This window comes from Ruegeria sp. K3, from assembly GCF_056531845.1.
Map to the genome: position 1 here is coordinate 207838 of NZ_JBQFMM010000007.1, position 25408 is coordinate 233245.

Consider the following 25408-nt stretch of genomic DNA (forward strand, 5'->3'; position numbering starts at 1 on the left):
AGACTCCTATCGGCGGGAAAGATGGATACCAGCGATCATACAACGTACGGATCCACCGGCTGTTTCTATTGTGGGAACCGAGAGCGGCAGCGGAGTTGCACTGGCTTCGATGATCGCGACTTGAGCAGGTGTAAGAGCCTGTAGCGCTCGGCTGGACAACGCCAAGACAAGACCATCATTGCCACTAAGCTCAATCGCGTTTCCTGCAAAATCTGCAATCTGCTCATGGGACAGATCGATGACAGTACGGCCAGATTCCTCAAGCCGTGCCCGAACTGTTGCCCGACGTTCTGGGTTGGAAATCATGTCCAAACAGATAAGGGCGTAGTGCGTGCCGATCCCCATCAGGACATTGGTGTGATAGACATCACGGCCTTCAGCGTCCTTTGCATCAAATGCAATCGGCTCATAGTTGAAATGCGTACAGAAACGCTCCAACAACACCGGATCGGCGCGGTTGGATCGAACAGTGTAGGCAATACGGCCCACGTGATCCAGAACCATTGCGCCAGTGCCCTCAAGCGCGAGGTCGTCCTGTTCGAGGCCGGAATAGTCGATGACGTCTTGCACTCGATATTCCCGCTTCAGTAACTCAATTACATCTGAGCGTCTTTCGCGTCTGCGCGATGGAACGAACATCGGATAAACAGCGACATGACCGCCTGGATGGGTCGAAAACCAGTTGTTTGGGAACACGCTGTCGGGTGTGTCACGTTCGCCTTCGTCGTCAAACACATGAACGGTCACACCAGCAGCGCGAAGCTGTTCTACTGCTTTGTCATGCTCATCCCGCGCGGCAGCAGACGTCGCTGCAGCAGATCGATTTGCCAATGTTTGAAACGCATTGTCGTCGCGGGTCTCTGGATTTGACGCAAATGCATGGGGGCGCACCATCACGACAGCTGAAGGAGATTGAAGAGAAATCATCAGAAGCTCCGGGTTGGGCGATCGAAGATGCGACGACCCATCAGCGAGGCTGCAAGATCGACCATCAGTTTTGCGGTTCGGCCGCGCTCATCCAGGAATGGGTTCAGTTCAACTAGATCCAGCGAACAAACGAGACCGCTTTCATGCAGCAATTCCATGACCAGATGGGCCTCACGTTCGGTGGCACCGCCGGGGACAGTGGTGCCGACGGCTGGTGCGATCGACGGGTCAAGGAAATCTACATCCAGCGAGACATGCAGGATGCCGTTTGCTTCGCGCACTTTGTCAAGGAAGGCCAGTAGGGGTGTCTTGATCCCGTGCTCGTCGATGCTGCGCATATCGGCGAGCATCGCGTGATCTTTTTCCAATGCCGCGCGTTCGGCGGGATCGACCGAGCGCAAACCAATCATACCGACGCGATCCGTTGGGATCGGCGATATCAGCGGTGGAAAGGCGTCAAAGCCTGACTGGCCAGTGAAATAAGCGACCGGCGTTCCATGCAAATTGCCGCTGGCCGTACTGCTGGGCGTATGGAAATCACTATGTGCATCTAACCAGAGCACGAACAGAGGGCGCCCGATACGGTCCGCATGTGCCGCCATTCCTGCCACTGTGCCCATCGACAGGGCGTGATCACCGCCCATGAAAATGGGAAGGCCTTCAAGCGCGGCTTCCTGAGCCGTGCGGCTTAGCGCCTGTGTCCAGCCAACGCATTCCGGTAAAGAGAACAGATGGGTGTCTTCCGACATGTCGACGGCATCTGGTCGCGTGTCACCGATGTCCGACACAGAATGCCCGAGATCTGACAGCGCTTGGGCGAGACCCGCGACCCGATAGGCATCTGGACCCATCCGACAGCCTTGGCGGTGTTTGCCGGCATCCATCGGCGCTCCGGCGAGAATGATGTTCATTTTGCTCATAAGTCTATCTATCGATACGATATGAGTTGAGAAAAGAGATCAAATTGGTCAAAGTGAATTAGCGAATTCCGATTTGGTAATCACGCATGGACGAACTGGACAATCGCTTATTGAACGCACTGCACAGGGACGCTCGGGCATCGTTGTCGGAGCTGGCTGAACTGCTCGGAGTGACCCGAACAACCGTGCGCAGCCGACTAAAGCGGCTTCAGCAGTCTGGCGAAATCGTCGGCTTTACCGTTGTGACACGGCAGGGCGTATCGGAAAGCCCTGTTCGTGGATTGATGATGCTTGAGATCGCAGGCCGTGGGACCGAGCGGATCAGATCGCGTATCGCTGCGATGCGTCAAGTTCGGGCGGTGCACTCAACCAATGGAAGTTGGGATCTGATCGCAGAGATCGGAACCGATACACTGGATGAGCTTGATGAAGTCCTGTTCCAGATCCGTCGGATGGAGGGCGTTACACGATCTGAGACCAATCTGTTGCTCTCGACGCGCAAGGGACGCTCGTGACGCGTTGGCCTAGGCCCTTTGCCGGATGGAAAATTCGTGCAAAGCTTTGAATTGACACTGATCTGAGGATCGCGGGGCAGGGGCGAACGGAATGACGACACAGCCGACAACGGAAGAGACACGCGCCGTACGTCTGGCCGAGTATGTGACAGGGCTGTTGGAAAAGCCGCTGGTCAAGATTGCGGTTCCGTTGCTGATTACAGGAATCGCGCTTGCGGTTCTGCATGACCTCTCTGCGCATGTGAAATGGTCAGATATCCAAAGCGATATCGCAGCGAAACCATGGAAATTCATGTTTTTTGCGATGTGCTGGACGGCTTTCAGTTTTCTATCGCTTTCGTTCTACGATGTGCTTGCCGTGCAGAGCGTCGCCGATGGAAAAGTGCCTCTGCCCGTTGCGGGGATGGCCGGTGCAAGCGGCTATGCGGTATCGAACTGCCTGGGATTCTCCTATATCACCGGCACCGCGATCCGATACCGTATCTATGCGTCGCTGGGGCTTGATCTTGGCCGCGTGGCCGGGGTGATCGCGACCTCTTGGGTGGCGTTCTGGATGGGACTGATCCTGCTTTTGGGCCTGTTGCTTACAATACACCCGGATGGCATTTCCAAGGTCCTGCCGATCAGTGAAACGACGGAAACTGTGATCGGTCTGAGCATGTTGGCGGGGCTTGCGGTCTTGTTTGTCTGGCTTTCAAGCGGAGGGCGGCGATTGGCCTATGGTGGGTTTGGGTTCAACCTGCCGGGCGGCAAGCTGGCGAGTCTGCTGACAATCGCGGCGGTAGGCGATCTGTTCGGCGCTTCAATGGCGCTGTATGTGCTCATGCCGGACGATCTGGGGGTTGGCTACCCGTATTTCTTCGCGGTCTATATAGGCGCAATAGCGGTGGGTATCCTTAGCCATGCACCGGGTGGAATCGGTGTGTTCGAGGCCACTCTGATCGCTGGTCTAGGGGCATCGGGCCGGTCTGATGTGATCGCTGCGCTGCTGCTCTACCGACTGGTCTATACCTTCCTTCCGTTTGCCATCGCCAGCCTGTCGATCGCGGTCGCGTCGGTGCTGACACAGCGCCATCGCATCGGGGGCGCGGTCACTTGGGTCTATCGCGCAATTCGCCCCATTGTCCCGATGGTGGCTGCCGGCGTCGCGGCTGTGGCAGGAGTTATCCTGTTGGTTTCAGGGGCTTTGCCTTCCAGTACGCAGAACCTTGGCGTACTGCGAGAGGTTTTGCCTTTGTCATTTGTCGAGGCATCTCATCTTGCAGGCAGCGCCGTGGGTGTACTTCTGCTGCTTGTCTCACGTGGCCTATTCCGCAAGCTCTATCGGGCATGGGTTGTTGCCATGCTTTTGATGGTGGCGGGTTTCTTCGCCTCGCTCGCCAAAGGGCTTGATACGCATGAAGCCCTTTCATTGCTGTTCACGATTGGCCTTTTGGCGATGTTTCGGGGTGCGTTTTACCGGGTAAGCGGTGCATCTATCTTTCGGCTAAATATCCCTTGGCTGGTCAGCGTCGTCGCGTTGCTGGCGGTGATTTTCTGGATTGGATTGTTCGCTTATTCCCATGTCGAATATCAAAACGCGCTGTGGTGGGACTTTGCCTGGAGTGGAGATGCCTCGCGATTCCTGCGGTCCAGCCTCGTGGTGGCCGTGATCGTTGGCATCGTGGCGGTGAACTCGCTGTTCGGCCGTGAAATCCCCGCGCCGGTTAGGACTGAAATCCCCGAAGTTGTCGAACGTCTCGTGATGGAGAGCGAAGACACCGAATCTCAGATTTCACTGACGGGTGATAAGCAATTCCTGATCTCGCCTGACGAAACCGCATTCCTTGCCTATGCAGATACTGGCAATGCGCTGATCACCAAAGGAGAGCCTGTGGGTGATGAGCAAGCGGGGCAGCAACTGATCTGGCAATTGCGAGAAATGGCCGATCGCGAAGGCAAGCTTTGTGCGTTCTACAGTGTATCGACCAAATATCTGCCGACATTCCTGGACCTCGGCCTGTCGATCCTGAAGATCGGAGAAGTGGCCCGCGTACCGCTGCAGAATTTTTCGCTGGACGGAAAATCGCGAAAACGGTTCCGGCAGGCGAAGAACAGGGCTGAGCGTGAGGGGTACAAGTTCGAAATTATCCCCAAAGAACAGCTTGCACCGGTGTTGCCCGAACTTCGTCAGATCTCGGACGATTGGTTGGCGCAAAAGGCAGGTGAGGAAAAGGGTTTTGCCTTGGGCGGCTTTGATGATGCCTACCTTTCCTATTTCGACCATGCGGTTCTGCGGGATGAGACGGGCAAGATCATGGCCTTTGCCAACCTGTTTCAAGGCGGAAACAAATCCGAACTGTCTCTGGATTTGATGCGTTATGAACCGGATAGCCCCAGCTTTGTCATGGATGCGCTGTTTGCTGAGATGATGGTCTGGGGGTCCGAGCAGGGATTCCACTGGTTCTCGCTGGGCGCCGCGCCATTTTCAGGGATCGAAAACCGGCAGTTGGCCTCGCTTTGGAATCGGATCGGTGGGTTCGTTTATGAACATGGCGAACAATTCTACCACTTCGAAGGCCTGCGCGCCTTCAAGCAGAAATTCGATCCGGAATGGAGCCCCAACTATCTGGCCAGCCCCGGCGGGTTGGCCGCGCCACGTATCCTCTACGAAGTTAACATCCTGATCTCGGGTGGCCTGCGCGGGTTGACGAAATAGGCCTTAGTTCAAGCTGGCGCGTGTTGGCGTTTTCTCCAACAGATCACCCCAATCGGTGCGATAGGCCATCTCGGCCAGCACCGTCTCGGGTAGGAATTCCTGATTCTGCCGAATCTGCCAACCACCACCCAGACCTTTGTAGATCGCGACCAGATTGGATGAGACCTCCTGCCGGGCCTCGATCAGGTTCGCCTGCGATCGTAATAGCGCGGTCTGCGTGTTCAGGATACGCGAATAGCTGGCGATGCCGTCTCGGTACTGATCGACCGCGATTTCAGCCGCCTTGCGCGAAGCTTCGACGCTGCGCTGATAAAAGGTGACCTGTTTGCGCGCCTGTGCGTAAGCAACCATCGCGCTTTCGACCTCGGAATAGGCGGTCAGCACAGTGTTCTGGTAATTGGCGATCAACGCTTGATAGGCGGCATCCTGCGCGCGGACATTGTTCTTAATGCGGCCATAATTCAGGACATTCCAGACAACGCCTGCGCTAGCCAATCCTGTGGCGCTGTTGGTGCTGAACAGATCGCGCCCACCCGAGGCCTGCAAACCGATCGCACCCGACAGAATGAACTGCGGATAGAGATCAGCTAACGCGATCCCGACCTGCGCCGATTGGGTGGCTGCCGCCAACTCGGCGGCGCGGACGTCGGGCCGCCGCCGCAGCAATTCGGCGGGGACTCCCACAGCTACGTTGCTGCGCCCTGTTGGAATGCGACCCGAGTTTCCGATCAAGCCCGCCATCTGAGACGGCGTTTTTCCTAACAGAACCGCCAGTGCGTTCTTGGCTTGTTGGATATCGCTTTCCAACTCGGGCACGAGTGCCTTGGTGTTGTTGAGCAGGGCAGTCGATTCCTGCACATCCAACTCGGTTGTAACGCCGTTGTTGAAGCGCAGCTGAGTGAGGTCTGCCGATGCCTGCTGAATCGTGATGTTTTCCCGCGCGATGCGCAGAGCCTCTTGCAACGAACGGATGTTGATATAAAGCGCCGCTACGTCCCCGGTCAGCGTGACCAGTGCGTCGTCATAATTAGCAACCTGCAGTGCCAGGTTCGATCGCGCGGCCTGTACGCCGCGACGTTGCTGGCCCCATACGTCCAGTTCCCATTGCGCATCAAACCCAACTTGCGAAGTCGAGAATTCGGTGTCCAAGGGAATAATCCGCCGGATGTCCGAAATCGGCCCAAGATTGTCGCTGATCTGTCGGCGTTGGAGCGAACCGCCCACGGCCTGCGATTGCGGGTAGAGCTCTCCGAATGCGATACCAAGCTGCGCGCGGGCCTGAAGTACGCGGGCACCTGCGACCTGTAAGGTCAGGTTCTGCGCATAGGCTTCGGCGATCAGCTTGTTCAGCGTCGGATCATTAAACGTTTCCCACCAGCGCACAACCGGAGCGCTGCGTGAGGTCAGGCCGCTCTGGCCCGCGCTGGGGTTGTTGACCTCCATCCATTGCTTCACGACCGGAGAGTTGGGGCGCACAAAATCAGGCCCCACTGGCGTACAGGCGGTGAGGGTAACGGCGCAAAGGGCAGTGCCTAACAACCGGCGGAGTGTCATCGTACGCATCCTCAGATATCCAGTGGCCGGATGAAGTTGGCGAAGGAATAGAGGCGAATGTTGATGCGCCTCAGAAATTCAAAGCTTTTTCCCATGCCGGTGTAAATCGCCACCGCAGCGTGGCCACCTGCAGGAAAAGTATGCCCCTCAGGCACATCGACCGAGATCTGAACAGCGATCCGACCGGGCAGTTTTGGCAGCTCAAAGCCGGGCAGGCGGCCTGAGGGCAAGTATTGGCCCTGACGTGTAGCCCACCAGACCGCCTCAACCTTGCCGGTCAGAATTTCTCCGGGATAGAGGTCCAGAGCAACTTCGACCGGTTGGCCGACCTCGACAAATTTTAGGTTCTGCTGGCGGAAGGTGGCTAGAATATAGGGGTCTTCTTCGGTGACAAAGCTGGCAATGGCACCCAGACGAATTTCCCCCACAACCATCCCCGGGCGGGCCTGTTGCGAAACGATCATGCCATTTTCGGGGGCATAGATCGTTGTGTTGTCGAGAAAATACTCGGCCTCGGCCAGCTGCGCCTCAGCCTCAATAATGCCCGTATTCACGCCGTCGATCTGCGAATCCAGCGCAAGGTTGGCCTTTTCAAGATTGGCCTGAGCTTCCTTAATCTTCGCCTGATCTTCCGCGACCTGTTCGTTCCAGCGGTCTAGTTCATCCTGGCGTGCGCCCCCGGCGGGAACGAGGTTCTCGTATCGCGCTTGTTCGGTCAGCGCATAGGCCAGCTGCGCGTTCGCGCGTTCGACTGCTTCTCCCGCCGCGATAACGTCCTGTTCAAGGATCTTTGCGTTTTGCTGCGCCGCCACCAGCTGTGCATTCGCCTTGTCCACGGCCAGCGAAAACACCGTGTCGTCGAACTTATACAGCGGATCGCCCTTAGTGACCCAGGTGTTGGGCTCGACCAAAACCTCGGACAGGATTGTGGGCTGAGTCAGACGCGGGACGATCTGGATGGTGGAGCGCACGACGTGGCTGTCGACGGAAAAGGGCTGAAAGAAGCGCAGCGCGACCAAAAAGATCAGCAGCAGATGAGCGCCGACCCAGAATGAGACGATCCCCCACATGATGTTGAATTTCAGCCATTGCACCTTGAAGAAGATGAACCAGACAAAAATAATGTAGAAAAGCGTGATGCCTAGGGCGACGAACATGAGTGCTGAATTCCTTTGGCCTTAGGCTTGCTTTGTTTCGTCGGTATCAAGTGGGTCCTGGTATTCCGGTTTGACGGTGCCTCCCAGACGCTTGATTTCATCCCTTATGGCCTTGCGTTCTTCATCAGGGCCGCGGCGCATGTCGACGGTGACGCCGTCGTGAAACGCCCAGATAAAGGCATGCACCCAAGGGACAATCGCCAAAAATCCCATCCATCCCATGATCTTGACCGCTTCGGCATGGGGGTGATTGCGTTTGATCGCGATACGTCCGGGCAGACCCATTATGAATAGAAACAACGCCATCACCGCTGCCAGCAGCAAGATAAGTGCCACAAATGTCAGATAGTCATAGTAGCCCAGCGGCTGCCCCAAAAGTCCCATGCTCGCGCCTCCTGTTGTTGGAAACTGTTCCATCCTCGGGCGCTGTTGTCCAGCTAATCAATCACTTTCTGGCTGATCGGAAGGATGCATCAGCATTCAATAATTTTGGTGTTCCAGTCTATGCACTTCTGATGGAGGTCGCCGGGTAGCGGTAGATCGGTATAAACCATATCAACATCGGATAATGAGGCGATGCGTGCGGGCGCGGTGCGCTGAAACTTTGAAGCATCCGCTACAAGGCTGATCTGCCGGGCTTGTTCAATGATGGTTTGACTGACCAGTACTTCTTGGAGATCGAAATCCATTAGATCCCCATCCGCATCCAATGCGGAACAGCCGATAATCGCGTGATCGAATTTGAACTGGCGGATGGTCGCGACCGCAAGATTCCCGACCAACCCACTATCTGATCTGCGCAGCACACCGCCTGCAACGACGATCTGGCAATCGGGGTTATCGGCCAGGATATTGGCGACGTTCATATTGTTGGTCACGACCATTAGGTTTTTGTGTTTCTGCAATTGGTGAGCAACGGCCTCGGTCGAGGTGCCTATGTTCATAAAGATCGAGCTGCCCTCGGGGATGTCGGCCGCGCAGCGTTCAGCGATGCGTGTCTTGGCTTCATGGTTCAGGGCGCGCCGTTCTTCGTATCCAATATTAGACACGCCAGAACGCAGAACGGCACCCCCGTGAACCCGATCCAACTTACCTGCCTCTGACAGTTCAGTCAGGTCACGGCGAATGGTTTGAACCGTCACCTGAAAGCGCTCGGCCAGTCCTTCGACAGTAACGCGGCCCTCTTGCTCGGCGACTAAAAGAATGTCCGATTGGCGAAATGATAGTGACATGGGCGGTCCTGAGCTCCGGTGTTTTCGTTTTTGTTCTAATTTTGCGATTAAGCAAGGGAATTCGTTAGTTGCACTTATTAATATTCGTTGTTTCAGCTAAAAACGAACAATATCGAAAAATATAGTTGACGATACGAACCATCATACTGCTAATGCGCTTGAAACTGCCACGTTGGGGAATCAATTGGATATGTCATCGGACAGCAGCCAAGTTACCGATCTTTTTGTGATCGGCGGGGGTATAAATGGGTGCGGTATCGCACGTGATGCGGCAGGTCGGGGCCTATCGGTCACCTTGGCTGAAATGAACGATCTGGCCTCGGCGACGTCGTCAGCCTCGACCAAACTGTTTCATGGCGGGCTACGGTACCTGGAATTTTTTGAATTTCGTTTGGTGCGTGAAGCGCTGGTCGAACGCGAGACCTTACTGCGCGCTATGCCCCATATCAGTTGGCCCATGCGTTTCGTGCTGCCCTATCACGCCGATATGCGTTTTGACTCTGAAACGCCGACCTCACGGTTGCTCAGTACGGTGATGCCATGGATGCGCGGGCGTCGTCCTGCGTGGCTAATACGGCTTGGCCTTTTTTTGTATGACAATCTGGGCGGTCGCAAAATCCTGCCGGGTACACGTTCGCTGAACCTGCGCGCGGCACCCGAGGGGGCTCCGCTGCAAGACAAATTTGAAACCGCCTATGAATACTCGGACTGCTGGGTCGAGGATTCGCGGCTGGTGGTCCTGAACGCCCGCGATGCCGAGGCACGCGGGGCTAAGATCATGGTCAGGACCGAAGTTCTTTCGGCTGAGCGGATCGATCAAGTGTGGCAAGTCACGATCCGGGATCGGGATAGCGGCAAGACCGAAACCGTCCTTGCGAAGATGTTGATCAATGCGGGCGGACCTTGGGTAGGTGACATCATCCAGACCAAGATCCGGGTCAATTCCCGAGAAGGCGTCCGTCTGGTGCGTGGCAGCCATATCGTGACACCCAAGCTGTTTGACCATGACAAGTGCTATTTCTTTCAGGGCGAAGACGGGCGCATCATCTTTGCGATCCCGTACGAGCAGGATTTTACCTTGATCGGAACCACGGATCAGGATCATTCTGACCCCTCCGAGCCTCCGGTATGTACCGAGGCCGAGCAGGAGTATCTGTGCGCTTTCGCATCGAAATACTTCGCGAAGCCCGTTACCCGTGAAGATATTGTCTGGACCTATTCAGGCGTCCGTCCGCTGTATGATGACGGCGCAAGCAGTGCTACGGCGGCTACGCGCGACTATACGCTGAAAGTGGACGCCGAGGGCGGGGTTCCGGTGTTGAATGTCTTTGGTGGAAAAATCACCACCTACAGACGCCTTGCAGAAAGCGCGTTGGAGAAAGTGGGCGAGCATTTCCCCGATCTTGCCGGACCTTGGACCGCAGGTGTGCCGTTGCCAGGTGGGGATTTCCCGGTCGACGGCGTGCATGATTTGATCCGGAAACTGATGGTCGAATACCCGTTCCTGACCGATTTCTGGGCCCATCGATTGATCCGGGCCTATGGCACAGAAACCTGGGACCTTCTGGGCCCAGCAAAAGATCAGAGCGAACTGGGTGATGATTTCGGCGCGACATTGACCGAGGCCGAACTGGTTTGGCTGATGGACAAGGAATACGCGCGCACCGCTCAGGATGTCGTGTGGCGGCGCAATAAGCTGGGTCTAAGGCTCAGCCCCGAACAGATCAGCCGGATAGACGACTGGATGGCCAAACGGTTAACTGACTAGCGCGGATCAGACGACCCGTACAAAAAAAAGAAACGCCCCGCAGATGTGCGGGGCGTTTTGCGATTTCAATGCCAGCCCTACGCAGCTTCCTCTGACGGTTCCGGATCCTTCTTGCTGCCTTTGACCCACTCGCGCAGGCTCTGCATCACAGCGTACAGGACGGGAACCAGAATGACCCCGAACAGAGTGGCTGCCAGCATACCGCCGAACACGGCAACGCCGATGGCCTTCTGGCTGGCAGCTCCGGCCCCGTTCGCGGCCAGCAGGGGAACCACGCCCAAAAGGAAGGACAGGGCGGTCATCATCACAGCGCGGAAACGCTGATATGCGGCTTCGGCCGCGGCCTCCTTGATTGACAGCCCCTTGGCCCTTTGCTCCATCGCGAATTCGACGATCAGAATCCCGTTCTTTGACGCAAGCCCGACAAGCATGATCATCCCGATCTGCGTGTAGAGGTTGATGTCGCTGCCAACGATTGCCACCGCTGCGACGGCACCGAACAAGGCCACGGTCACCGACATTAGGATCGAAACGGGCATCGTCCAACTTTCATATTGGCCGACAAGGAACAGGTACCCAAACAGGATCGCCAACCCAAGGATCACCACGACCAGGCCGCCCGAGGCCAGCTGCTGCTGCGCCGTTCCGGTCCATTCATAGGCATAGCCGGGGGGCAGGGCGGTCGCCGACTCCTCGGTCATGACATTGATGGCGTCCCCGGTCGAGAGCCCCGGTGCCGGAACCGCTGTCACAGTGGCCGAGCGGAACAGGTTATGCCGCTTTAGCAGGACCGGACCCAGCACGTTCTCGATATCGATCAGCGTGCCAAGCGGTACCATCTCACCTTTGGTGGAACGTACATAAAGCTCTGAGATATCATCGACCTTATTCCGGTATGACCCTTCGGCCTGGATCATTACGCGATAGACACGACCAAACAGGTTGAAGTCATTCACGTAATACGAGCCAAGCTGCGCCTGCATGGTCTGGAAAATCTCGGCCACCGAGACTTGCAGGGTTTTGGCCTTTTCCCGATCCAGATCGACAAACAATTGCGGCACGTTCGCGCGGAAGGTGGTGTAGGCCTGCGCGATCTCAGGACGCTGGTTTGCGGCATAGACATACGACCCAACGGCCGAGGCCAGATCCTGCGGCGAGCCGCCACCGGTCTGCTGCACTTCCATTTCAACCCCTGCAGACATACCAAGGCCCTGAATGGGTGGCGGGTTGAACGCAACAATCGATGCGGCAGACTCACCATATGCAATCGCCAGAACCTGGTTCAGGATCGCATCCGCACTGAGCTCGGGTTCCTGCCGCTCTTCCCAGTTGGTCAGGTTGACAAAGATGGCTGCGCCATTGGTAGTGGTCCCGTTCAACAGCGAGAACCCATTGACCAGAACGGTACTGGATACGCCGGAGATCTGTTGAATCTGTTCATCGATCCGCGCAGAAACCGCCTCGGTCCGTTCAAGCGTCGCCGCATCGGGAAGCTGGATATCGACGAACAGATATCCGTTGTCTTCCAGCGGAATGAACCCTTTGGACGTGTTGCCCATAATGGTCCCAGTACCCGCTGCGAATGCTGCAATGATCCCCAGCGAAATGACCGGCAGGATCAGTAGCTTTCGCACGATGGCGACATAGCCGCTGCGCATTCCGCCGATAAATCCCTCGAACACGGCCAGCAGCCCCTTGGGCGGTCCTGAACGCGCCCGCAGCACCAGCCCGCAAAGGGCCGGTGAAAGCGTCAGAGCGTTGATCGACGAGATCACAACAGCGGTCGAGATCGTGACGGCAAACTGCGAATACAATCGCCCGGATATGCCGGGCATGAACGTCACCGGCACGAACACGGCCAGCAATACCAACGTGGTTGCGATCACGGGGCCGGTGATCTGACCCATGGCCTTGCGGGTCGCCTCGGCAGGGGAAAGGCCTTCGTCGGCGATGATACGCTCAACGTTTTCCACCACAACGATGGCGTCATCTACAACGATCCCGATGGCCAGCACCAATGCGAACAGCGAGATCGTGTTCAGCGACATGCCAAAAGCCAGCAGGAAGGCAAATGTCCCGATCAATGAGACCGGAATTGCCACCGCCGGAATGATCGTCGCCCGCCAACTGCCAAGGAAGATGAACACAACTGTGATCACCAATATGAATGTCAGGATGAGGGTCGAGACCACGTCATTGAGCGACTGTTCCACGAAATCCGTCGTATTGAATGGAACATCGTATTCGACATCCGTGGGAAAGGATCGTGACAGGCGCTCAAGTTCGGCCTCAACACGTTCGGACACCGCAAGGGCGTTTGCGCCGGGGGCCTGATAGATGCCGATAACGGTCGCAGGAACGCTTTCGAAATAGCCCGAGGCGGAATAGAACTGCGCCCCCAATTCAACCCGCGCAATGTCTTTGACGCGCACAATCGCACCGGCTTCGCCTGTACGGATTACAATATCTCCGAATTCATCGGCCGAGGTCAGGCGGCCTTTGGTCTTGATCGTGTACTGAAAGGTTTGTCCTTCAGGCACAGGAGGCGACCCGATTGAGCCCGCAGAGACTTCGATATTCTGTTCGCGGATGGCATTGATCACATCACCCGGAGTGATTGACAGCGCGGCCATCTTGTCCGGATCCATCCAGATCCGCATGGCGTATTCCAGATTGGTCAGAACATCCGCTTTACCCACGCCCTGAACCCGCGCCAGAGCGTCTTTCAAGTTGATTGAGGCATAGTTCGACAGGAACACACTGTCATATGTGCCATTGGGCGAGGTCAGCGTGACCAGCAACAACATGTTGGTTGACGCTTTTTGCGTGACAACACCGGATGAAGTCACTTCGGACGGCAGCGATGCCATCGCCTGTGCCACACGGTTCTGTACGTTGACCGAGGCGATATCGGGGTCGGTGCCCACCTCGAACGTAACGTTCAACGAATACGAGCCGTTATCCGATGAGGTCGACGTCATGTAGATCATGTCGTCCACACCGTTGACCTGCGCCTCGATCGGGGCGGCCACGGTGTTTTCCACGGTTTCGGCATTTGCACCTGTATAGGTGGCCGTTACGCTGACCACCGGCGGCGTGATATCGGGAAACTGCGCAACCGGTAGAACCAGATAACCGATCCCGCCCAAAATGGTCAGGACCAGCGAAATGACAAGCGCCAGCTTGGGCCGGCTGATAAACAGGGCTGAGAACATCAGTTATTCTCCGGCTGCTCGGACGCAACGACTGCATCAACGGCGACGCCGGGGCGCACGCGTTGCAGGCCTTCGACGATGACGCTTTCGCCTTCGCGCAGGCCATCTGTGACGATAATCGCCGAGTCCACGGTATCTCCGGTTGTGATGTAGCGCTGTTCAACCATCTGCTTGTCATTGACGACCAGAACGAATTCGCCGCGCTGATCACGCTGCAGCGCTGCTTGAGGGATCAATACCTGCAGCGTCGGCTCAAGCGCTTCGATCTGAACGTTCACGAAGGCACCATCAACGAGCAGACGCTTGGCATTGTCGAATTGAGCTGTGATCGTAATGGCGCCGGTCAGCGGATCAATGCGGTTGTCGACAAAAATGATTTCGCCGGTTTCATCCAGCTCAGTACCGTTCGGCAGAGTCACATGAACATTCGGGCTTTGGCTGCTTTCAGCTAGCGTGGCCGGGTCTTCACCAAATTGTTCAAGAACCGACGTGAACTGCTTCTCATTCAACGAAAAATTCACATAGATGGGGGCTTCGCTGACCAGGGTGACAAGCGGCGGATTGTTGGGGCCCACAACATCACCGACACTGGTTTCCACGCGGCCGATGCGGCCCGAAAACGGGGCGTGGATCTGTGTGTAGCTCAGATCAAGCTCGGCCTGTTGGATCGCTGCATTGGCGGCTTTGACCTCGGCCTCGGCGACCAGTTCATTGGCTCGGGCAATGTCACGTTCTGATTCCGGTGTAGCGTCGCGCTTGTACAGCTCTTCCTTGCGGGCGAGATCGACTTTGGCCAGTTCAAGGTTTGCCTGCGCCCGATCCAGATCGGCTTTACGTGCCTCAAGCGTGGCTTCGTAAAGATCCGGTTCGATCGTGAACAGCAGGTCATCCTCATTCACCGGAGAGCCATCGTCGACGTTCTGGCTGTCCAGGAATCCACTGACGCGCGCGATGATATCGACCTTGTCGATTGCCTCGGCCCGTCCAATGAAGGTGGCCTGATCGGTGATCTCTTCGGTATAAGCTGCGGCGATCGACACCTTGGGCGCAGGGGCATCGCCCTGATCCTGCGCGACCGCTATCTGAGGCAGGCTGGAACATGCAAACAAAGCGGCAGAAACGCCGAGTGCCCTGAAATAGCCGCGTGGGCGGAGTGCTGGCTTCTTAAATGCAAGGGACATGTTGGCGCCTCGTTCAAAGTAAAGATTGCACAACCGGGCAACAGAAACCCCCGGATGAGTCGATTGATTTTATAGGCAGGATGGCGGGTTTGACGCGGTTTCTCAAGCGTGTTGAGGTAATGCGTTGGCAAGAATCGACCCGAAATTTCTTTCCAGTCTGCAGACTTAGCCTGCATCCGCAGGCGTTTACCTGCCCGATGACAATAGGGGCGGGCGAATTTTCTCTGCCAAAAACCAGCAGCGGAGAGGCTTCAGGGCTCCGTTGCGGCATTCATAAATCGAATTTTGTTGTTATTCACGCGTTCCCGCAAACCGATTCTGCCAGTCCTCGCGCTGTTCGTCCGTGATTTTGGCAAACAGCACGTCGGGAACCGAAAATTCATGGCCAGCGGGCAGGGCGCGCAGCGCGGCATCGACATCTTCGGGCCAGCTGGTATCGAGTGTGTTCATCGCACTAAGCATTTTTGCAGACGCATCCGGAATGAACGGCGCGCTCAGAACTGCATAGAGGCGGATCAGGTTCAGCCCCAGCCGCACCTGCGCCGCAGCCTGCGCAGGATCTTCCTTAAAGGTTGACCATGGTGCGGCAGCCTGCAGATACTCGTTGCCCGCGACCCAGATCGCACGCAGCTCTTGCGCGGATTTGCGCACTTCCATCGCTTCCATGTGGCCTTCGTAGGCACGTACTCGGCTAGTAAGCTCAGCAATCAGGGTCTGTTCACGTTCGCCATACGCACCACCTTCGGGCACTGCTTCACCGAATTTCGAGCGGCAGAACTTAGTGATCCGGCTGACAAAGTTACCCAGAACATCCGCAAGATCTTTGTTCACCGACTGCTGGAAGTTCTCCCATGTGAACTCGCTGTCGCTGCTTTCCGGCGCATGGCTCAACAGCCACCAGCGCCAGTAGTCGGCGGGCAGAATGTCCAGCGCCTGATCCATGAACACTCCACGGCCCTGTGAGGTCGAGAATTGGCCACCGTCATAGTTCAGGTAGTTGAATGATTTCAGGTGGTCGACCATCTTCCAGGGCTCGCCCGATCCCAGAATGGTGGCCGGGAAAGACAGGGTGTGGAAGGGCACATTGTCCTTGCCCATGAACTGAACGTAACGCACATCTTCTGCGCCTTTGTCGGTGCGCCACCAACGTTCCCAATCGGCATCAGACTTACCATTGGCGTCGGCCCATTCCTTGGAGCAGGCGATGTATTCAATGGGGGCATCGAACCAGACATAGAAGACTTTGCCTTCCATGCCGGGCCAATCTTGATCACCTTTCTTGACTGGTACACCCCAATCCAGATCGCGGGTAATGCCGCGATCCTGCAGGCCGTCGCCATCATGCAACCATTTCTTGGCGATCGAGGTTGTCAGGATCGGCCAGTCTGTCTTGCTGTCGATCCACGCGTCCAACTGATCTTTCATTGCGGATTGACGCAAATACAGGTGCTTGGTCTCACGCACCTCAAGATCGGTCGAGCCGCTGATCGCGCTGCGGGGCTCGATCAGGTCGGTCGGGTCTAGCTGCTTGGTACAATTTTCGCACTGGTCGCCGCGTGCGCGATCATAGCCGCAATTGGGGCAAGTGCCTTCGATATAGCGGTCGGGCAGAAAACGGCCATCGGCGTTGGAATAAACCTGCTTTTCGCTGACTTCCCGGATCAGCCCGGCCTCATCCAGTTTGCCAGCGAAATGCTGGGTCAGTTTACGGTTCTGATCGCTGGACGAGCGGCCAAAGTGATCAAAGCTCAGGCCAAAGCGCTTGGCGATATCGGCCTGTACTGCGTACATGTCAGCGCAATATTCAGCCACAGGTTTGCCCGCTTTGGCGGCGGCCAGTTCGGCCGGGGTGCCGTGCTCGTCGGTTGCACACAGGAACATGACCTCATTGCCCCGGCCGCGCTGATAGCGAGCGTACAGATCGGCAGGCAATTGCGAGCCGATCAGGTTGCCGAGATGTTTGATCCCGTTGATGTAAGGGATCGCCGAGGTGATGAGAATTCGGGCCATAATGCGCTTCCACGTATCTGTCTGCGCGCCCGTCTACCTTATGTGGCCAGTAAGCAAAAGCCCGCATTCATACACGCTTGAATTTAACGGGTATTACTACGCGACTTCGTGCATTCCCTGGAGTTTGTGTCGCGTTCGTCAGCGATTTCGCCCCGTGCGTACCAATGGTGTATGATGATCAGGAGAACCCAGCTTAGGGGGAATTTCATTATGCAGAGTTTATGGTTGGGCTGCTCTGCCGCCGTTGCAGCTATTGTATTTACCGCCAGCGCCATCGCCGACCAGAGCGCCACAGATGATCCGGTGCATGCTTTTGACCACGCTATGCTCTCGATCTTTCACCGTGGCCAGGATGCGCTGACGGCTGAAACCCGGCCCGTCATGATTATCGCACGTGATGTCACAGTCATGACCGAAGACGGAGAGGCGAGCTATCCAAGGGATGCGCCAACCTATCAACATCTGAAGTCCACGTCGCATGTTGTGTTGGGATTGATTGGGGCGGTGACTCCATGGCCTGATGAAAATACCGATGATGAGCGCTGGAAGGCGGAGTTTGCAATTATCATCAATGAGATAGATGTATTTCTTGCGACATTGGGCGGACTGGGCATGACCGAGGGCGACTTGGCGAGCCAGCGCAAAATGCTCGAAACAGCCCGGGTATTTGCTCAAGGTGCACTCGACAAGGATCAGATCACACGTGAAGCGGTTTCGCAGGTGATCAACGACATGCGGCCCATCTGGGCAGAGAATATGGAGAAATCTGCACGTGCGGAGTTGAACGCACTTCATACCGCCGTGTCCGATGCACGCGCAGCCATAAGCGAAGAGGAGTGGGCCAAGATGTATGTGGTGCATCACGGCGGCTCCAGCGTCAAAGACGTCAATGTCGTGCTACTGTACCTACAGCGCGTGATGCCGGAAAAGGTTGCTGCCGGGCAGGTTCTGTTCGCTGAGAACGCACACGGGAACGACGCGTTGGCTGGATACGCCGGATACGTTCGAATGCAGAGGCATGTTGGTGCATGGGTGTTCGGAGACCCTGAACGGATGCGGGTTGACCTGCTGGGATATGAGGCGGGATCAATCCTGGATGAAATGATCCCGGCACCACCGCCAAAGCCCACCGATTAGAGAATTACTCCAGCAGGTGTGAACAGGTAATACGTTTCGCACGGGCGAAAGAAATTGAGCTTAATGTCATGGTTGCAGATTGTAACTGACATTTGGATGTAAATAACCTCAGGTTGAAACACAGAATCACAACCTCTTGAAATTGTAGCAATGACTTCCCATTTGTAGTGTATACAAAAGTATACAATAACGAGGGCAATCTGCTGATGTTTGACTTTTTACTAGAGGGCGCATTTGTGCCCTTTACCTTGGCGCTTGCGCTTCTGTTCGGTCTTCTGGGCCTTGAACTGATCGCATTGGTTTTCGGGGGAAGTCTTCTGGCAGGCGAGGGCGAGGTTGATCTGGACATGGTCGACGCGCCCGATCTGGACGTCGTCGACTTTGATCTGGATATCGACGCCGACATCGATCTGAGTGACTTGGAACTGGCCGAAATTGAAACCGATGTGCCTGCGGCTACGCCCGTCGGCCCGTTTGGCTGGTTGGGCATTGGCAAGATGCCATTCATGATCTGGCTCGTTGTGCTGCTGGCTGGTTTCGGCCTGAGTGGCATAGGCCTGCAACTGGCGCTGCGTGATCTGCTGGGCTTTGACTTACCTGCATGGTTGGCCGCGATTCCGGCCGGAGTATTCGGCCTATGGTTCGCACGTGGCTTTGGTGGTGTCTTCGCTCGCCTCCTGCCCAAAACCGAAACCGAAGCGATGTCGGAACGGATGCTGGCCCGCCGCCGTGGCGTGATCACTCAGGGTATCGCATCGCGAGGCCGTCCAGCCGAAGTCCGCGTCATGGATCGCTTTGGCAACACGCACTACCTGCGCGCAGAGCCGTTGCAGGACAAAGATGCGCTGGAGCAGGGAACAGAAGTCCTTGTTCTGCGTGATCGACGGCGCGACCGGTTCGTTCTGGTTCGCATGTCAGTTTAACCAAAAAATCTTAACCCCAATCCGGAGGATATTGCATGGAACTATCATTCCTGGCCGTTACAGTTGTGACTATTTTAGCCGTACTCTTGTTCATAGGCCTTGTACTTGGCCACCTTTATCGACGCGCCACGCGCGAGATCAGCCTGGTGAAAACCGGCGCGGGCGGCAAAAAGGTCATTATGGATGGCGGCGTCATCATTGTACCGTTGCTGCACGAAGTCAGCCCGGTCAACATGAAGACTCTGCGCCTTGAGGTGCAGCGCAGCGGTGAGGCCGCGCTCATCACCAAAGACCGGATGCGTGTCGACGTGGGTGTCGAATTCTACGTCTCGGTGATGGCGACTGAAGAGGGCATCGCACGCGCCGCGCAAACGCTGGGTGATCGCACCTTTGACGTCGAGCAACTACGTGAGATGATCGAAGGCAAGCTGATCGACGGTCTGCGCGCTGTGGCCGCTCAGATGACCATGGACGGTCTGCATGAAAACCGCGCCGACTTTGTGCAAGAGGTGCAGAATGCGGTGTCCGAGGACCTGCTTAAGAACGGTCTTTCGCTGGAGTCCGTCTCGCTGACCGCGCTGGACCAGACCCCGTTCGAGGCTCTGGACGAGAATAACGCCTTTAACGCCGTGGGTATGCGTAAGCTGGCCGAGGTGATCGCCATATCCAAAAAAGAACGCGCGCAGATCGACGCCGAGGCCGAGGTTGAGGTGCGTCGTGCGGCGATGGAAGCGGAGCGTCAGAAGTTGCTGATCGAACAGGACGAACAGCAGGCGCGCATCGAGCAGGCGCAGAAGGTGGAAACTCTTCGTGTGGCGCAAGAGGCGGAGATCGCTGCGCGAACTGAAGACTCGGTACGCGAAACCGAACGCGCCCGGATTGCCCGTGAAGAGGCCATTCGTTCCGCCGAGATTGAGCGCGAGCGCAAAATCCGCGATGCCGAGATCGCCAAAGAGCGTGAGATCGAAGTCGCGGAACAGGAACGCCAGATCATCATCGCGCAGAAATCCGAAGAGGAAAGCCGCGCGCGCGCATCCGCCGATCTGGCTCGAGCCGAGGCGACCAAAGCAACCGAAGCCGTGGCTACGGCGCGCGAAGTGGCCGAGGCCGAGCGTCAGAAGCAGATTGTTCTGATTGAAGCCACCCGTGAGGCCGAACGTCAGGCCACCGCGATCCGTTTGTCAGCACAGGCCGAGAAAGAGGCCGCCGCAGACCGCGCCGAAGCCCGCCGCGCGGAAGCGCAGGCCGAAGCAGACGCGCTGAACATTCGCGCCGAGGCCAAGAAGAACGACATGCTGGCCGAGGCGGAAGGTAAGCGTGCGATCGTAGAGGCGGACAACGCCCTGTCACCTGAGCAGATCCGGATGAAGGTCGACTTGACCCGCATTGAAACCATGCCCTCGATCATCTCGGAAATGGTCAAACCGGCCGAAAAAATCGACTCGATCAAAATCCATCAGGTTGGTGGGATCGGAGCTGCCAATGGTGGTGGTGTTTCAAGCGGTGAAAAGCCGGTTGTCAATCAGGCGTTGGATTCGATCATGGGAATGGCCGTGCAGATGCCAGCGCTCAAGAAACTGGGCGAAGAGCTTGGCTTGTCCATGGAGAACGGCGTCGGGGGCGTAGTGAACGGTGCGCTTGAGAGCACCGTGGATCCAGATGAGGTGGTCGACGTGGTCGAGGGCCATGGGCCAGCGGTCCAGCAGTAAAACAGAAGGGCCGGGATTTCCCGGCCCTTTTTCATTGCTTTTCGCGAGAACCCTTGAGCAGCCTGCCGATGGTAAAGGATGTGCGCGGAGCATAGACATAATTCGTCCGTTTCTCGGGCGTCGGGCGCGAGCGCATACGGGCGAGGCCAAAAACAATAAGAAACACATGACCCAATGCAACAAAAGCAAACAGGGCTCCAGGGCCGAATTGCTGGATCAACGTGGATGAGATGTAGGGCGATGCAATCGCCCCCAGCGCGTACCAGAACATCAAGGCCGCTGCCAATTCAACGCGTTGTTCGGTCGTGGCAAAATCATTCGCATGCGCCGAGGAAACCGAGAAAATCGGAAACGTGGTAAGACCAAAGAACCCGGCGGCCAGCATAACGCCGACCGTTCCAGTTCCGCTAGCCAACATCGTGACACCGCAGCTTAGCACCGCTGCCACGGATAGCCAGATCAGCACCCAGCGTCGATCATACTTGTCTGCGAGCCAACCCAAGGGGTACTGGGCCAGTGCGCCGCCCAGAACGAAAGAGGCCAGAAAGAATGCAATCTGATCTACGCCCAGTCCGACCTCCTGACCGTATACCGGGCCGACCATGCGCAATGATGCCGAACTGAGCGCAGCCACGATAACGCCCGCCACAGCCAGTGGTGAGCTGTGCCAGGCCAGCTTGGGGCGCAGGCGCGGGGTGTCCGGTGTCTTGGGTTGGCTGGCGCGAGTTAGGGCCAGCGGCAAGATCGATGCACAGCATAGGATCGCAAGCAGGTTGTATGAAACGTAAGAGGCGGGTGGCAGAACAGCAATGATAAGCTGTGCACAAAGCGAGGCCCCCATATCGGCGATACGGTAGGTGCCCATCGCGCGGCCACGGGTTTCGTTGGTGACCTTGGCGTTAAGCCAAGCCTCGATCACGGTGTAACACCCAGCGACACAGGTTCCCGACGCGATACGCAGAGCGGCCCAGACATAAGGGTTTTCAGTCAGCGTATGCCCCAGCAACCCCATCGCGCCCAAAGCGGTGCAGACCGCAAATGCGCGCGAGTGCCCGACGCTGCCCATAAGCCGCGGAGCCCACCAGCAACCAACAAAGAACCCAATGAAGTGCGATGACCCCAGCAGACCGATCTGTTCGGTCGAAAAATCAAGCGTCAGCCCCGAGATTGCATCCAGCGGACCAACACCACCCGTTGAGAGCTGCAGCAGAATGACCGAAAGAAACAGGGCGGCAAATGAAATGATCGTACGCATGATAGGTGCAACTTGACCTTGTCGCCACGAAATGCGCGCGCCTAATCGACGCCCTGACGTCGTTTTTTGCCTTTTTGTGGTTAATCCTGCCGGATGATTTCGGCGTGGATGTCCAGGCCGATCGTGGGTTGTACAAGATCAGGATATCCAGACGCGCCAAACTCATTTCGATTGATCGCCCCCTCTAGCCGGATGGACAGGGTGTCCAAATCATCCACCGCGCTTCCCGGTCTCCGATACAGGTTGGCGCTCAAAGTCACCGGACGCGTGATACCGCGCACTGTCAGATCGCCGGTCACGGTTGCACCTTCCGAGATACGGCCAGTGGGTCCCAACTGAATCTTGGTCGTGATGAAACGTATGGTGGGGTATTGGGCAGCGTTCAACACACTCTTTCCCAACATCGGACCTCGGGCAAATGGTAGGTTCGTCCGTGCCCGGGCCACGTCCAGCACGACATCGACCCGGCTGTTTTGCAAGCGATTGGTATCAATAAGAATTTGGGCCGACTGTACTGGCATCGTGCCCGTCTGAAGCGCGCCGGACAAATCATAGGTGAAGCCAACGGAACTGCGCGATGCTGCCAGCGCATATGGGGTGAGGGCGGCCATCGCTGCCCGTGCCATTGGTAACGCGCAAAGACTTGCAATCAGGCTGCGTCGGGTAAGGTTCCTCATGCCATCGCCGTGCGACCGCGCGGGCGCGAGCGTTTCATGAGCATCAGCACGATTGCGATGTTCAGCCCGTTCCAAAGGATGCCATTGATGAAAGCAAGCTGATAACTGCCAGTCACGTCATAGATCCAGCCCGACATCCAACCACCCAGAGCCATGCCGAGGATAGTCATCATCATGACAAAACCCACGCGCGCACCGGCCTCTTGCGGGGGCATATATTCACGTACAATCAGCGCGTAGCTGGGGACGATACCACCCTGGGCCAGCCCGAATAGCATGCTGACGACATAAAGCGAAACCATCCCATCATAAGGGAGAAACAGGAACAGAGCGATACATTGCAGGACCGAGCCAATCAGCAGTGTTGAAAGCCCTCCCAACCGGTCCGCGACAAGCCCCGAGATGATGCGGCTAACCACGCCGCCCAACAGCATCAGAGACAGCATCTCGGCCCCAACGGCCGGGCCATAGCCCAAGCCCACACAATAGGAGACAATATGGACCTGGGGCATCGACATGGCCACGCAGCAGCCGATACCAGCCAGCCCAAGGATGTACTGCAGGGCGCGGGGTGAAAAGCCGACGCTTTGTGCTTTGACCTGTGCTGCCGCTGCTGCCGTGCCGTGCGCCTCGACGGGGACCTGTCTGCGCAAAAGCAGGGACAGAGGAATGACGGCGACCAGGGTGATGACGGCGAGACTCAGATAAACCTGCTGCCACCCGTCGCGCTGCAGAATGCCCGACAGCAGCGTGGGCCAGATCGCGCCCGACAGGTAGTTGCCACTGGCCACCAGTGCCACGGCAATCCCTCGCCTGCGCATGAACCAATGCGAGATATCGGCGATCAGCGGTCCAAATCCGATTGACGTGCCGAGCCCCAGCAGAAGATGCGCAACCGACAGCAGCGCAATATTCGGCGCATGGGTTGCCAGCAGATAGCTTACCGCGCTCAGCACAGCGGCGCCGATCAATGCCATTGTCACGCCCAGTCGGTCCACCAGCTTGCCTAGCCACATGTTGCCGAAGGCAAAGCCGATCATGGCGAGCGTATAGGGCATCGACGCCGCGGCTCGGTCTGCGCCAAACTCGGCCTCGATGGCGGGCATGACGACGATCACAGCCCACATGCCCACATTGACCACGGTTGCGATGGCCAGGGTGATCAGCAGGCGAAGCCAGGAATATCGGCTGTCATGGATCGGGTGTGTCATGCCGGCACGCTAGGGGGCAAGTCCGGTTTTGGCCAGTCACAAGTTATGTGATCATCGGGGCGTCTTCGGATTTGATCTGCTTTAGCTGCAGTCCGGAATGAGGAGCGGCCCGCGTCACGTGCCAACTGGCCGGGGGCAGGGCGCGGGCGCGGCGGCGGGTCAGACACCAACTGCAGGCCTCGTCCCGATAGGTGGGCGCCATATGCCAGCGCGTCTCAATCCCCTGTGCGCCACCATCGTCAGGCGTCAGCAATAGCCCCAGCGGAGCCTGTCCCGATATGCCGCCCTGTTCGGCAGCCAGATGCATCCGCCGGACCGGGGTCAGACCCGGCGGGCCGGGCAAATCGCCAATGACCAACGGGGCGGCACCGCTGCGCAAGGCTTCTTCCATGCACCACAACAGGTCTTCGGGTTTGTCAGGGCGGATCAGCAGAAACCGGGACGGATCGGCAAAAGGCAGCATGCCCTCGGGATGCAGCTGCGCCACCTCCCAAGCCGGGGCAATCCACATCACTGGCCCTTGAGTCTGCGCCGCCACCCACAGAGCAAAGCTACGCCGGGCAGGGCCGCAGGCTTCGTGTACACGGGCCAGTTGCAGACTGATCTGTGGGTGCAGGGCCACCCCGGGTGGGGTGCGCGCGGGCTTGCGGCCAAGAAGATTGGTGGACATGCTGATCAAATTAGCATGTTCTTATTTTGTTCTCAATTGGGGAATGCGGTCAACGCGACAGGATTAGACGCCCATCTGCGAACTGGATGTTCGAAAAGCGGTGCAGATACGCCATCCCTAGCAAGGATTGACCCAGATCGCCTTCATTGACTGAGGCCAGGATATCGCGATCGGTGATGGGGCCCAAAGACAGGCTGTCCAGCCGAACCGGCGCTGTACGCACAATGCCATTGGCCGTCGAGGCGCGGCCGAGATAGTTCAATTGATCCGTATCGATTCCAATTCGTTCGGCATCTTTCGGGCTGATGACGATATTGCTGGCCCCGGTATCGACCAGAAAGGTCACCGCTGTGCCATTCACCAGCATTGGTAAATAGTAGTGTCCATCATAAGAGCGGGGCACTTCAATCCGCTGATCGGTCACAGTCAGTTGCGGGGTCGGGCTGACGGTTGAACGGATGTCATCCCACAATCTGACAACGGCAATGACACCGATAAAGATAAACACCCAAGCCGCGACCTGCTGCATGGTTTTGCCCAAAGACTGACGGTTCTGAGTGATAAACCACATCAACAGGGCCGCACCCAGCAGAACCAGATAGGTCAAGCGCCCAATATCGTAGCCGTCCATTCAATCACCCGAAATCAG

At 57.1% G+C, this 25408-nt stretch carries 20 protein-coding genes; 6 read left to right on the forward strand and 14 right to left on the reverse strand.

All coding sequences use genetic code 11. The features are described 5' to 3' along the window. Positions 1-6: 6 nt before the first annotated feature. Positions 7-927 (reverse strand): citrulline utilization hydrolase CtlX, encoded by a 921-nt coding sequence (gene ctlX, locus ACR0MP_RS14305; RefSeq protein WP_170393342.1) that lies wholly within the window; start codon positions 925-927, stop codon positions 7-9. Then, positions 927-1847 (reverse strand): arginase, encoded by a 921-nt coding sequence (gene rocF / locus ACR0MP_RS14310; protein ID WP_170801112.1) that lies wholly within the window; start codon positions 1845-1847, stop codon positions 927-929. Before rocF ends, ctlX begins: the two co-directional genes overlap by 1 nt. 86 nt (positions 1848-1933) lie before the next feature. Between rocF and ACR0MP_RS14315 the strand changes: the two genes are divergently transcribed. Together ACR0MP_RS14315 and mprF are read left to right on the forward strand one after the other, a co-directional pair. Continuing rightward, positions 1934-2362 carry an Lrp/AsnC family transcriptional regulator gene (locus ACR0MP_RS14315; protein ID WP_170393340.1) on the forward strand — a complete coding sequence of 143 codons (429 nt, stop codon included), beginning with the start codon at positions 1934-1936 and terminating at the stop codon, positions 2360-2362. A 91-nt stretch (positions 2363-2453) separates the two neighbouring features. Then, positions 2454-5060, forward strand: coding sequence for a bifunctional lysylphosphatidylglycerol flippase/synthetase MprF (mprF, locus tag ACR0MP_RS14320; protein WP_170405209.1), 2607 nt, complete (start codon positions 2454-2456; stop codon positions 5058-5060). 3 nt (positions 5061-5063) lie between these two features. Here the strand turns inward: mprF and ACR0MP_RS14325 are convergent, their stop codons facing one another. The 4 genes from ACR0MP_RS14325 to ACR0MP_RS14340 form a co-directional block, all read right to left on the reverse strand. Then, positions 5064-6614: an efflux transporter outer membrane subunit gene (locus ACR0MP_RS14325; protein ID WP_480886033.1), complete on the reverse strand. Its 1551-nt coding sequence runs from the start codon at positions 6612-6614 to the stop codon at positions 5064-5066. A gap of 11 nt (positions 6615-6625) precedes the next feature. Beyond that, positions 6626-7771 (reverse strand): HlyD family secretion protein, encoded by a 1146-nt coding sequence (locus ACR0MP_RS14330; RefSeq protein ID WP_170393337.1) that lies wholly within the window; start codon positions 7769-7771, stop codon positions 6626-6628. Between the two features lie 21 nt (positions 7772-7792). Beyond that, positions 7793-8155, reverse strand: coding sequence for a DUF3302 domain-containing protein (locus ACR0MP_RS14335; protein ID WP_170393336.1), 363 nt, complete (start codon positions 8153-8155; stop codon positions 7793-7795). 89 nt (positions 8156-8244) lie between these two features. Then, positions 8245-9003, reverse strand: coding sequence for a DeoR/GlpR family DNA-binding transcription regulator (locus ACR0MP_RS14340; RefSeq protein WP_480886031.1), 759 nt, complete (start codon positions 9001-9003; stop codon positions 8245-8247). Positions 9004-9193: 190 nt separating this feature from the next. Here ACR0MP_RS14340 and glpD point away from each other — a divergent pair, with 190 nt between their 5' ends. Next, positions 9194-10771, forward strand: a complete 1578-nt coding sequence (gene glpD, locus ACR0MP_RS14345) for a glycerol-3-phosphate dehydrogenase (protein ID WP_480886029.1) — start codon at positions 9194-9196, stop codon at positions 10769-10771. Between the two features lie 77 nt (positions 10772-10848). On the opposite strand, the gene ACR0MP_RS14350 is transcribed toward glpD, so the two are convergent. The 3 genes from ACR0MP_RS14350 to metG form a co-directional block, all read right to left on the reverse strand. Then, on the reverse strand, positions 10849-13986 hold the full coding sequence (locus ACR0MP_RS14350; RefSeq protein ID WP_170405224.1) for an efflux RND transporter permease subunit: 3138 nt from the start codon (positions 13984-13986) through the stop codon (positions 10849-10851). Continuing rightward, entirely contained in the window at positions 13986-15167 is a 1182-nt protein-coding gene (locus tag ACR0MP_RS14355) for an efflux RND transporter periplasmic adaptor subunit (RefSeq protein ID WP_170393332.1), read from the reverse strand. Before ACR0MP_RS14355 ends, ACR0MP_RS14350 begins: the two co-directional genes overlap by 1 nt. A 291-nt stretch (positions 15168-15458) precedes the next feature. Continuing rightward, positions 15459-17177: a methionine--tRNA ligase gene (gene metG, locus ACR0MP_RS14360; protein WP_480886027.1), complete on the reverse strand. Its 1719-nt coding sequence runs from the start codon at positions 17175-17177 to the stop codon at positions 15459-15461. A 210-nt stretch (positions 17178-17387) separates the two neighbouring features. Here metG and ACR0MP_RS14365 point away from each other — a divergent pair, with 210 nt between their 5' ends. The 3 genes from ACR0MP_RS14365 to ACR0MP_RS14375 all read left to right on the forward strand — a co-directional run bounded on the left by ACR0MP_RS14365 (position 17388) and on the right by ACR0MP_RS14375 (position 20946). Further along, positions 17388-18314: a hypothetical protein gene (locus ACR0MP_RS14365; RefSeq protein ID WP_480886026.1), complete on the forward strand. Its 927-nt coding sequence runs from the start codon at positions 17388-17390 to the stop codon at positions 18312-18314. 206 nt (positions 18315-18520) lie between these two features. Next, a complete protein-coding gene (locus tag ACR0MP_RS14370) occupies positions 18521-19237 on the forward strand; it encodes an OB-fold-containig protein (protein WP_170393710.1) in 717 nt (238 codons plus the stop codon). 35 nt (positions 19238-19272) lie between these two features. Beyond that, positions 19273-20946: a flotillin family protein gene (locus ACR0MP_RS14375; protein WP_480886024.1), complete on the forward strand. Its 1674-nt coding sequence runs from the start codon at positions 19273-19275 to the stop codon at positions 20944-20946. Between the two features lie 31 nt (positions 20947-20977). On the opposite strand, the gene ACR0MP_RS14380 is transcribed toward ACR0MP_RS14375, so the two are convergent. The 5 genes from ACR0MP_RS14380 to ACR0MP_RS14400 form a co-directional block, all read right to left on the reverse strand. Next, a complete protein-coding gene (locus ACR0MP_RS14380) occupies positions 20978-22201 on the reverse strand; it encodes an MFS transporter (RefSeq protein ID WP_170393328.1) in 1224 nt (407 codons plus the stop codon). An 80-nt stretch (positions 22202-22281) separates the two neighbouring features. Beyond that, a complete protein-coding gene (locus ACR0MP_RS14385; RefSeq protein ID WP_170405236.1) occupies positions 22282-22878 on the reverse strand; it encodes a YceI family protein in 597 nt (198 codons plus the stop codon). After that, positions 22875-24089, reverse strand: coding sequence for an MFS transporter (locus tag ACR0MP_RS14390; protein WP_170405239.1), 1215 nt, complete (start codon positions 24087-24089; stop codon positions 22875-22877). The genes ACR0MP_RS14385 and ACR0MP_RS14390 overlap by 4 nt, the downstream gene beginning before the upstream one ends. A 43-nt stretch (positions 24090-24132) precedes the next feature. After that, positions 24133-24759: a hypothetical protein gene (locus tag ACR0MP_RS14395; RefSeq protein WP_170405242.1), complete on the reverse strand. Its 627-nt coding sequence runs from the start codon at positions 24757-24759 to the stop codon at positions 24133-24135. Positions 24760-24808: 49 nt separating this feature from the next. Continuing rightward, the gene (locus tag ACR0MP_RS14400) at positions 24809-25390 is read right to left on the reverse strand and encodes a retropepsin-like aspartic protease family protein (RefSeq protein ID WP_480886022.1); all 582 of its coding nucleotides are present in this window, start codon (positions 25388-25390) and stop codon (positions 24809-24811) included. Positions 25391-25408 lie beyond the last annotated feature (18 nt).

Excerpts from the sequence above, each read along its gene's own strand:
- ACR0MP_RS14380 (WP_170393328.1), bottom strand. The coding sequence starts at position 22,201 with ATGCGTACGATCATTTCATTTGCCGCCCTGTTTCTTTCGGTCATTCTG.
- ACR0MP_RS14340 (WP_480886031.1), bottom strand. The coding sequence starts at position 9,003 with ATGTCACTATCATTTCGCCAATCGGACATTCTTTTAGTCGCCGAGCAA.
- ctlX (WP_170393342.1), bottom strand. The coding sequence starts at position 927 with ATGATTTCTCTTCAATCTCCTTCAGCTGTCGTGATGGTGCGCCCCCAT.
- ACR0MP_RS14315 (WP_170393340.1), top strand. The coding sequence starts at position 1,934 with ATGGACGAACTGGACAATCGCTTATTGAACGCACTGCACAGGGACGCT.
- metG (WP_480886027.1), bottom strand. The coding sequence starts at position 17,177 with ATGGCCCGAATTCTCATCACCTCGGCGATCCCTTACATCAACGGGATC.
- ACR0MP_RS14330 (WP_170393337.1), bottom strand. The coding sequence starts at position 7,771 with ATGTTCGTCGCCCTAGGCATCACGCTTTTCTACATTATTTTTGTCTGG.
- ACR0MP_RS14335 (WP_170393336.1), bottom strand. The coding sequence starts at position 8,155 with ATGGGACTTTTGGGGCAGCCGCTGGGCTACTATGACTATCTGACATTT.
- ACR0MP_RS14390 (WP_170405239.1), bottom strand. The coding sequence starts at position 24,089 with ATGACACACCCGATCCATGACAGCCGATATTCCTGGCTTCGCCTGCTG.
- mprF (WP_170405209.1), top strand. The coding sequence starts at position 2,454 with ATGACGACACAGCCGACAACGGAAGAGACACGCGCCGTACGTCTGGCC.
- ACR0MP_RS14385 (WP_170405236.1), bottom strand. The coding sequence starts at position 22,878 with ATGAGGAACCTTACCCGACGCAGCCTGATTGCAAGTCTTTGCGCGTTA.
- ACR0MP_RS14325 (WP_480886033.1), bottom strand. The coding sequence starts at position 6,614 with ATGACACTCCGCCGGTTGTTAGGCACTGCCCTTTGCGCCGTTACCCTC.
- ACR0MP_RS14365 (WP_480886026.1), top strand. The coding sequence starts at position 17,388 with ATGCAGAGTTTATGGTTGGGCTGCTCTGCCGCCGTTGCAGCTATTGTA.
- ACR0MP_RS14400 (WP_480886022.1), bottom strand. The coding sequence starts at position 25,390 with ATGGACGGCTACGATATTGGGCGCTTGACCTATCTGGTTCTGCTGGGT.
- ACR0MP_RS14395 (WP_170405242.1), bottom strand. The coding sequence starts at position 24,759 with ATGTCCACCAATCTTCTTGGCCGCAAGCCCGCGCGCACCCCACCCGGG.
- ACR0MP_RS14370 (WP_170393710.1), top strand. The coding sequence starts at position 18,521 with ATGTTTGACTTTTTACTAGAGGGCGCATTTGTGCCCTTTACCTTGGCG.
- ACR0MP_RS14375 (WP_480886024.1), top strand. The coding sequence starts at position 19,273 with ATGGAACTATCATTCCTGGCCGTTACAGTTGTGACTATTTTAGCCGTA.
- glpD (WP_480886029.1), top strand. The coding sequence starts at position 9,194 with ATGTCATCGGACAGCAGCCAAGTTACCGATCTTTTTGTGATCGGCGGG.
- ACR0MP_RS14350 (WP_170405224.1), bottom strand. The coding sequence starts at position 13,986 with ATGTTCTCAGCCCTGTTTATCAGCCGGCCCAAGCTGGCGCTTGTCATT.
- rocF (WP_170801112.1), bottom strand. The coding sequence starts at position 1,847 with ATGAGCAAAATGAACATCATTCTCGCCGGAGCGCCGATGGATGCCGGC.
- ACR0MP_RS14355 (WP_170393332.1), bottom strand. The coding sequence starts at position 15,167 with ATGTCCCTTGCATTTAAGAAGCCAGCACTCCGCCCACGCGGCTATTTC.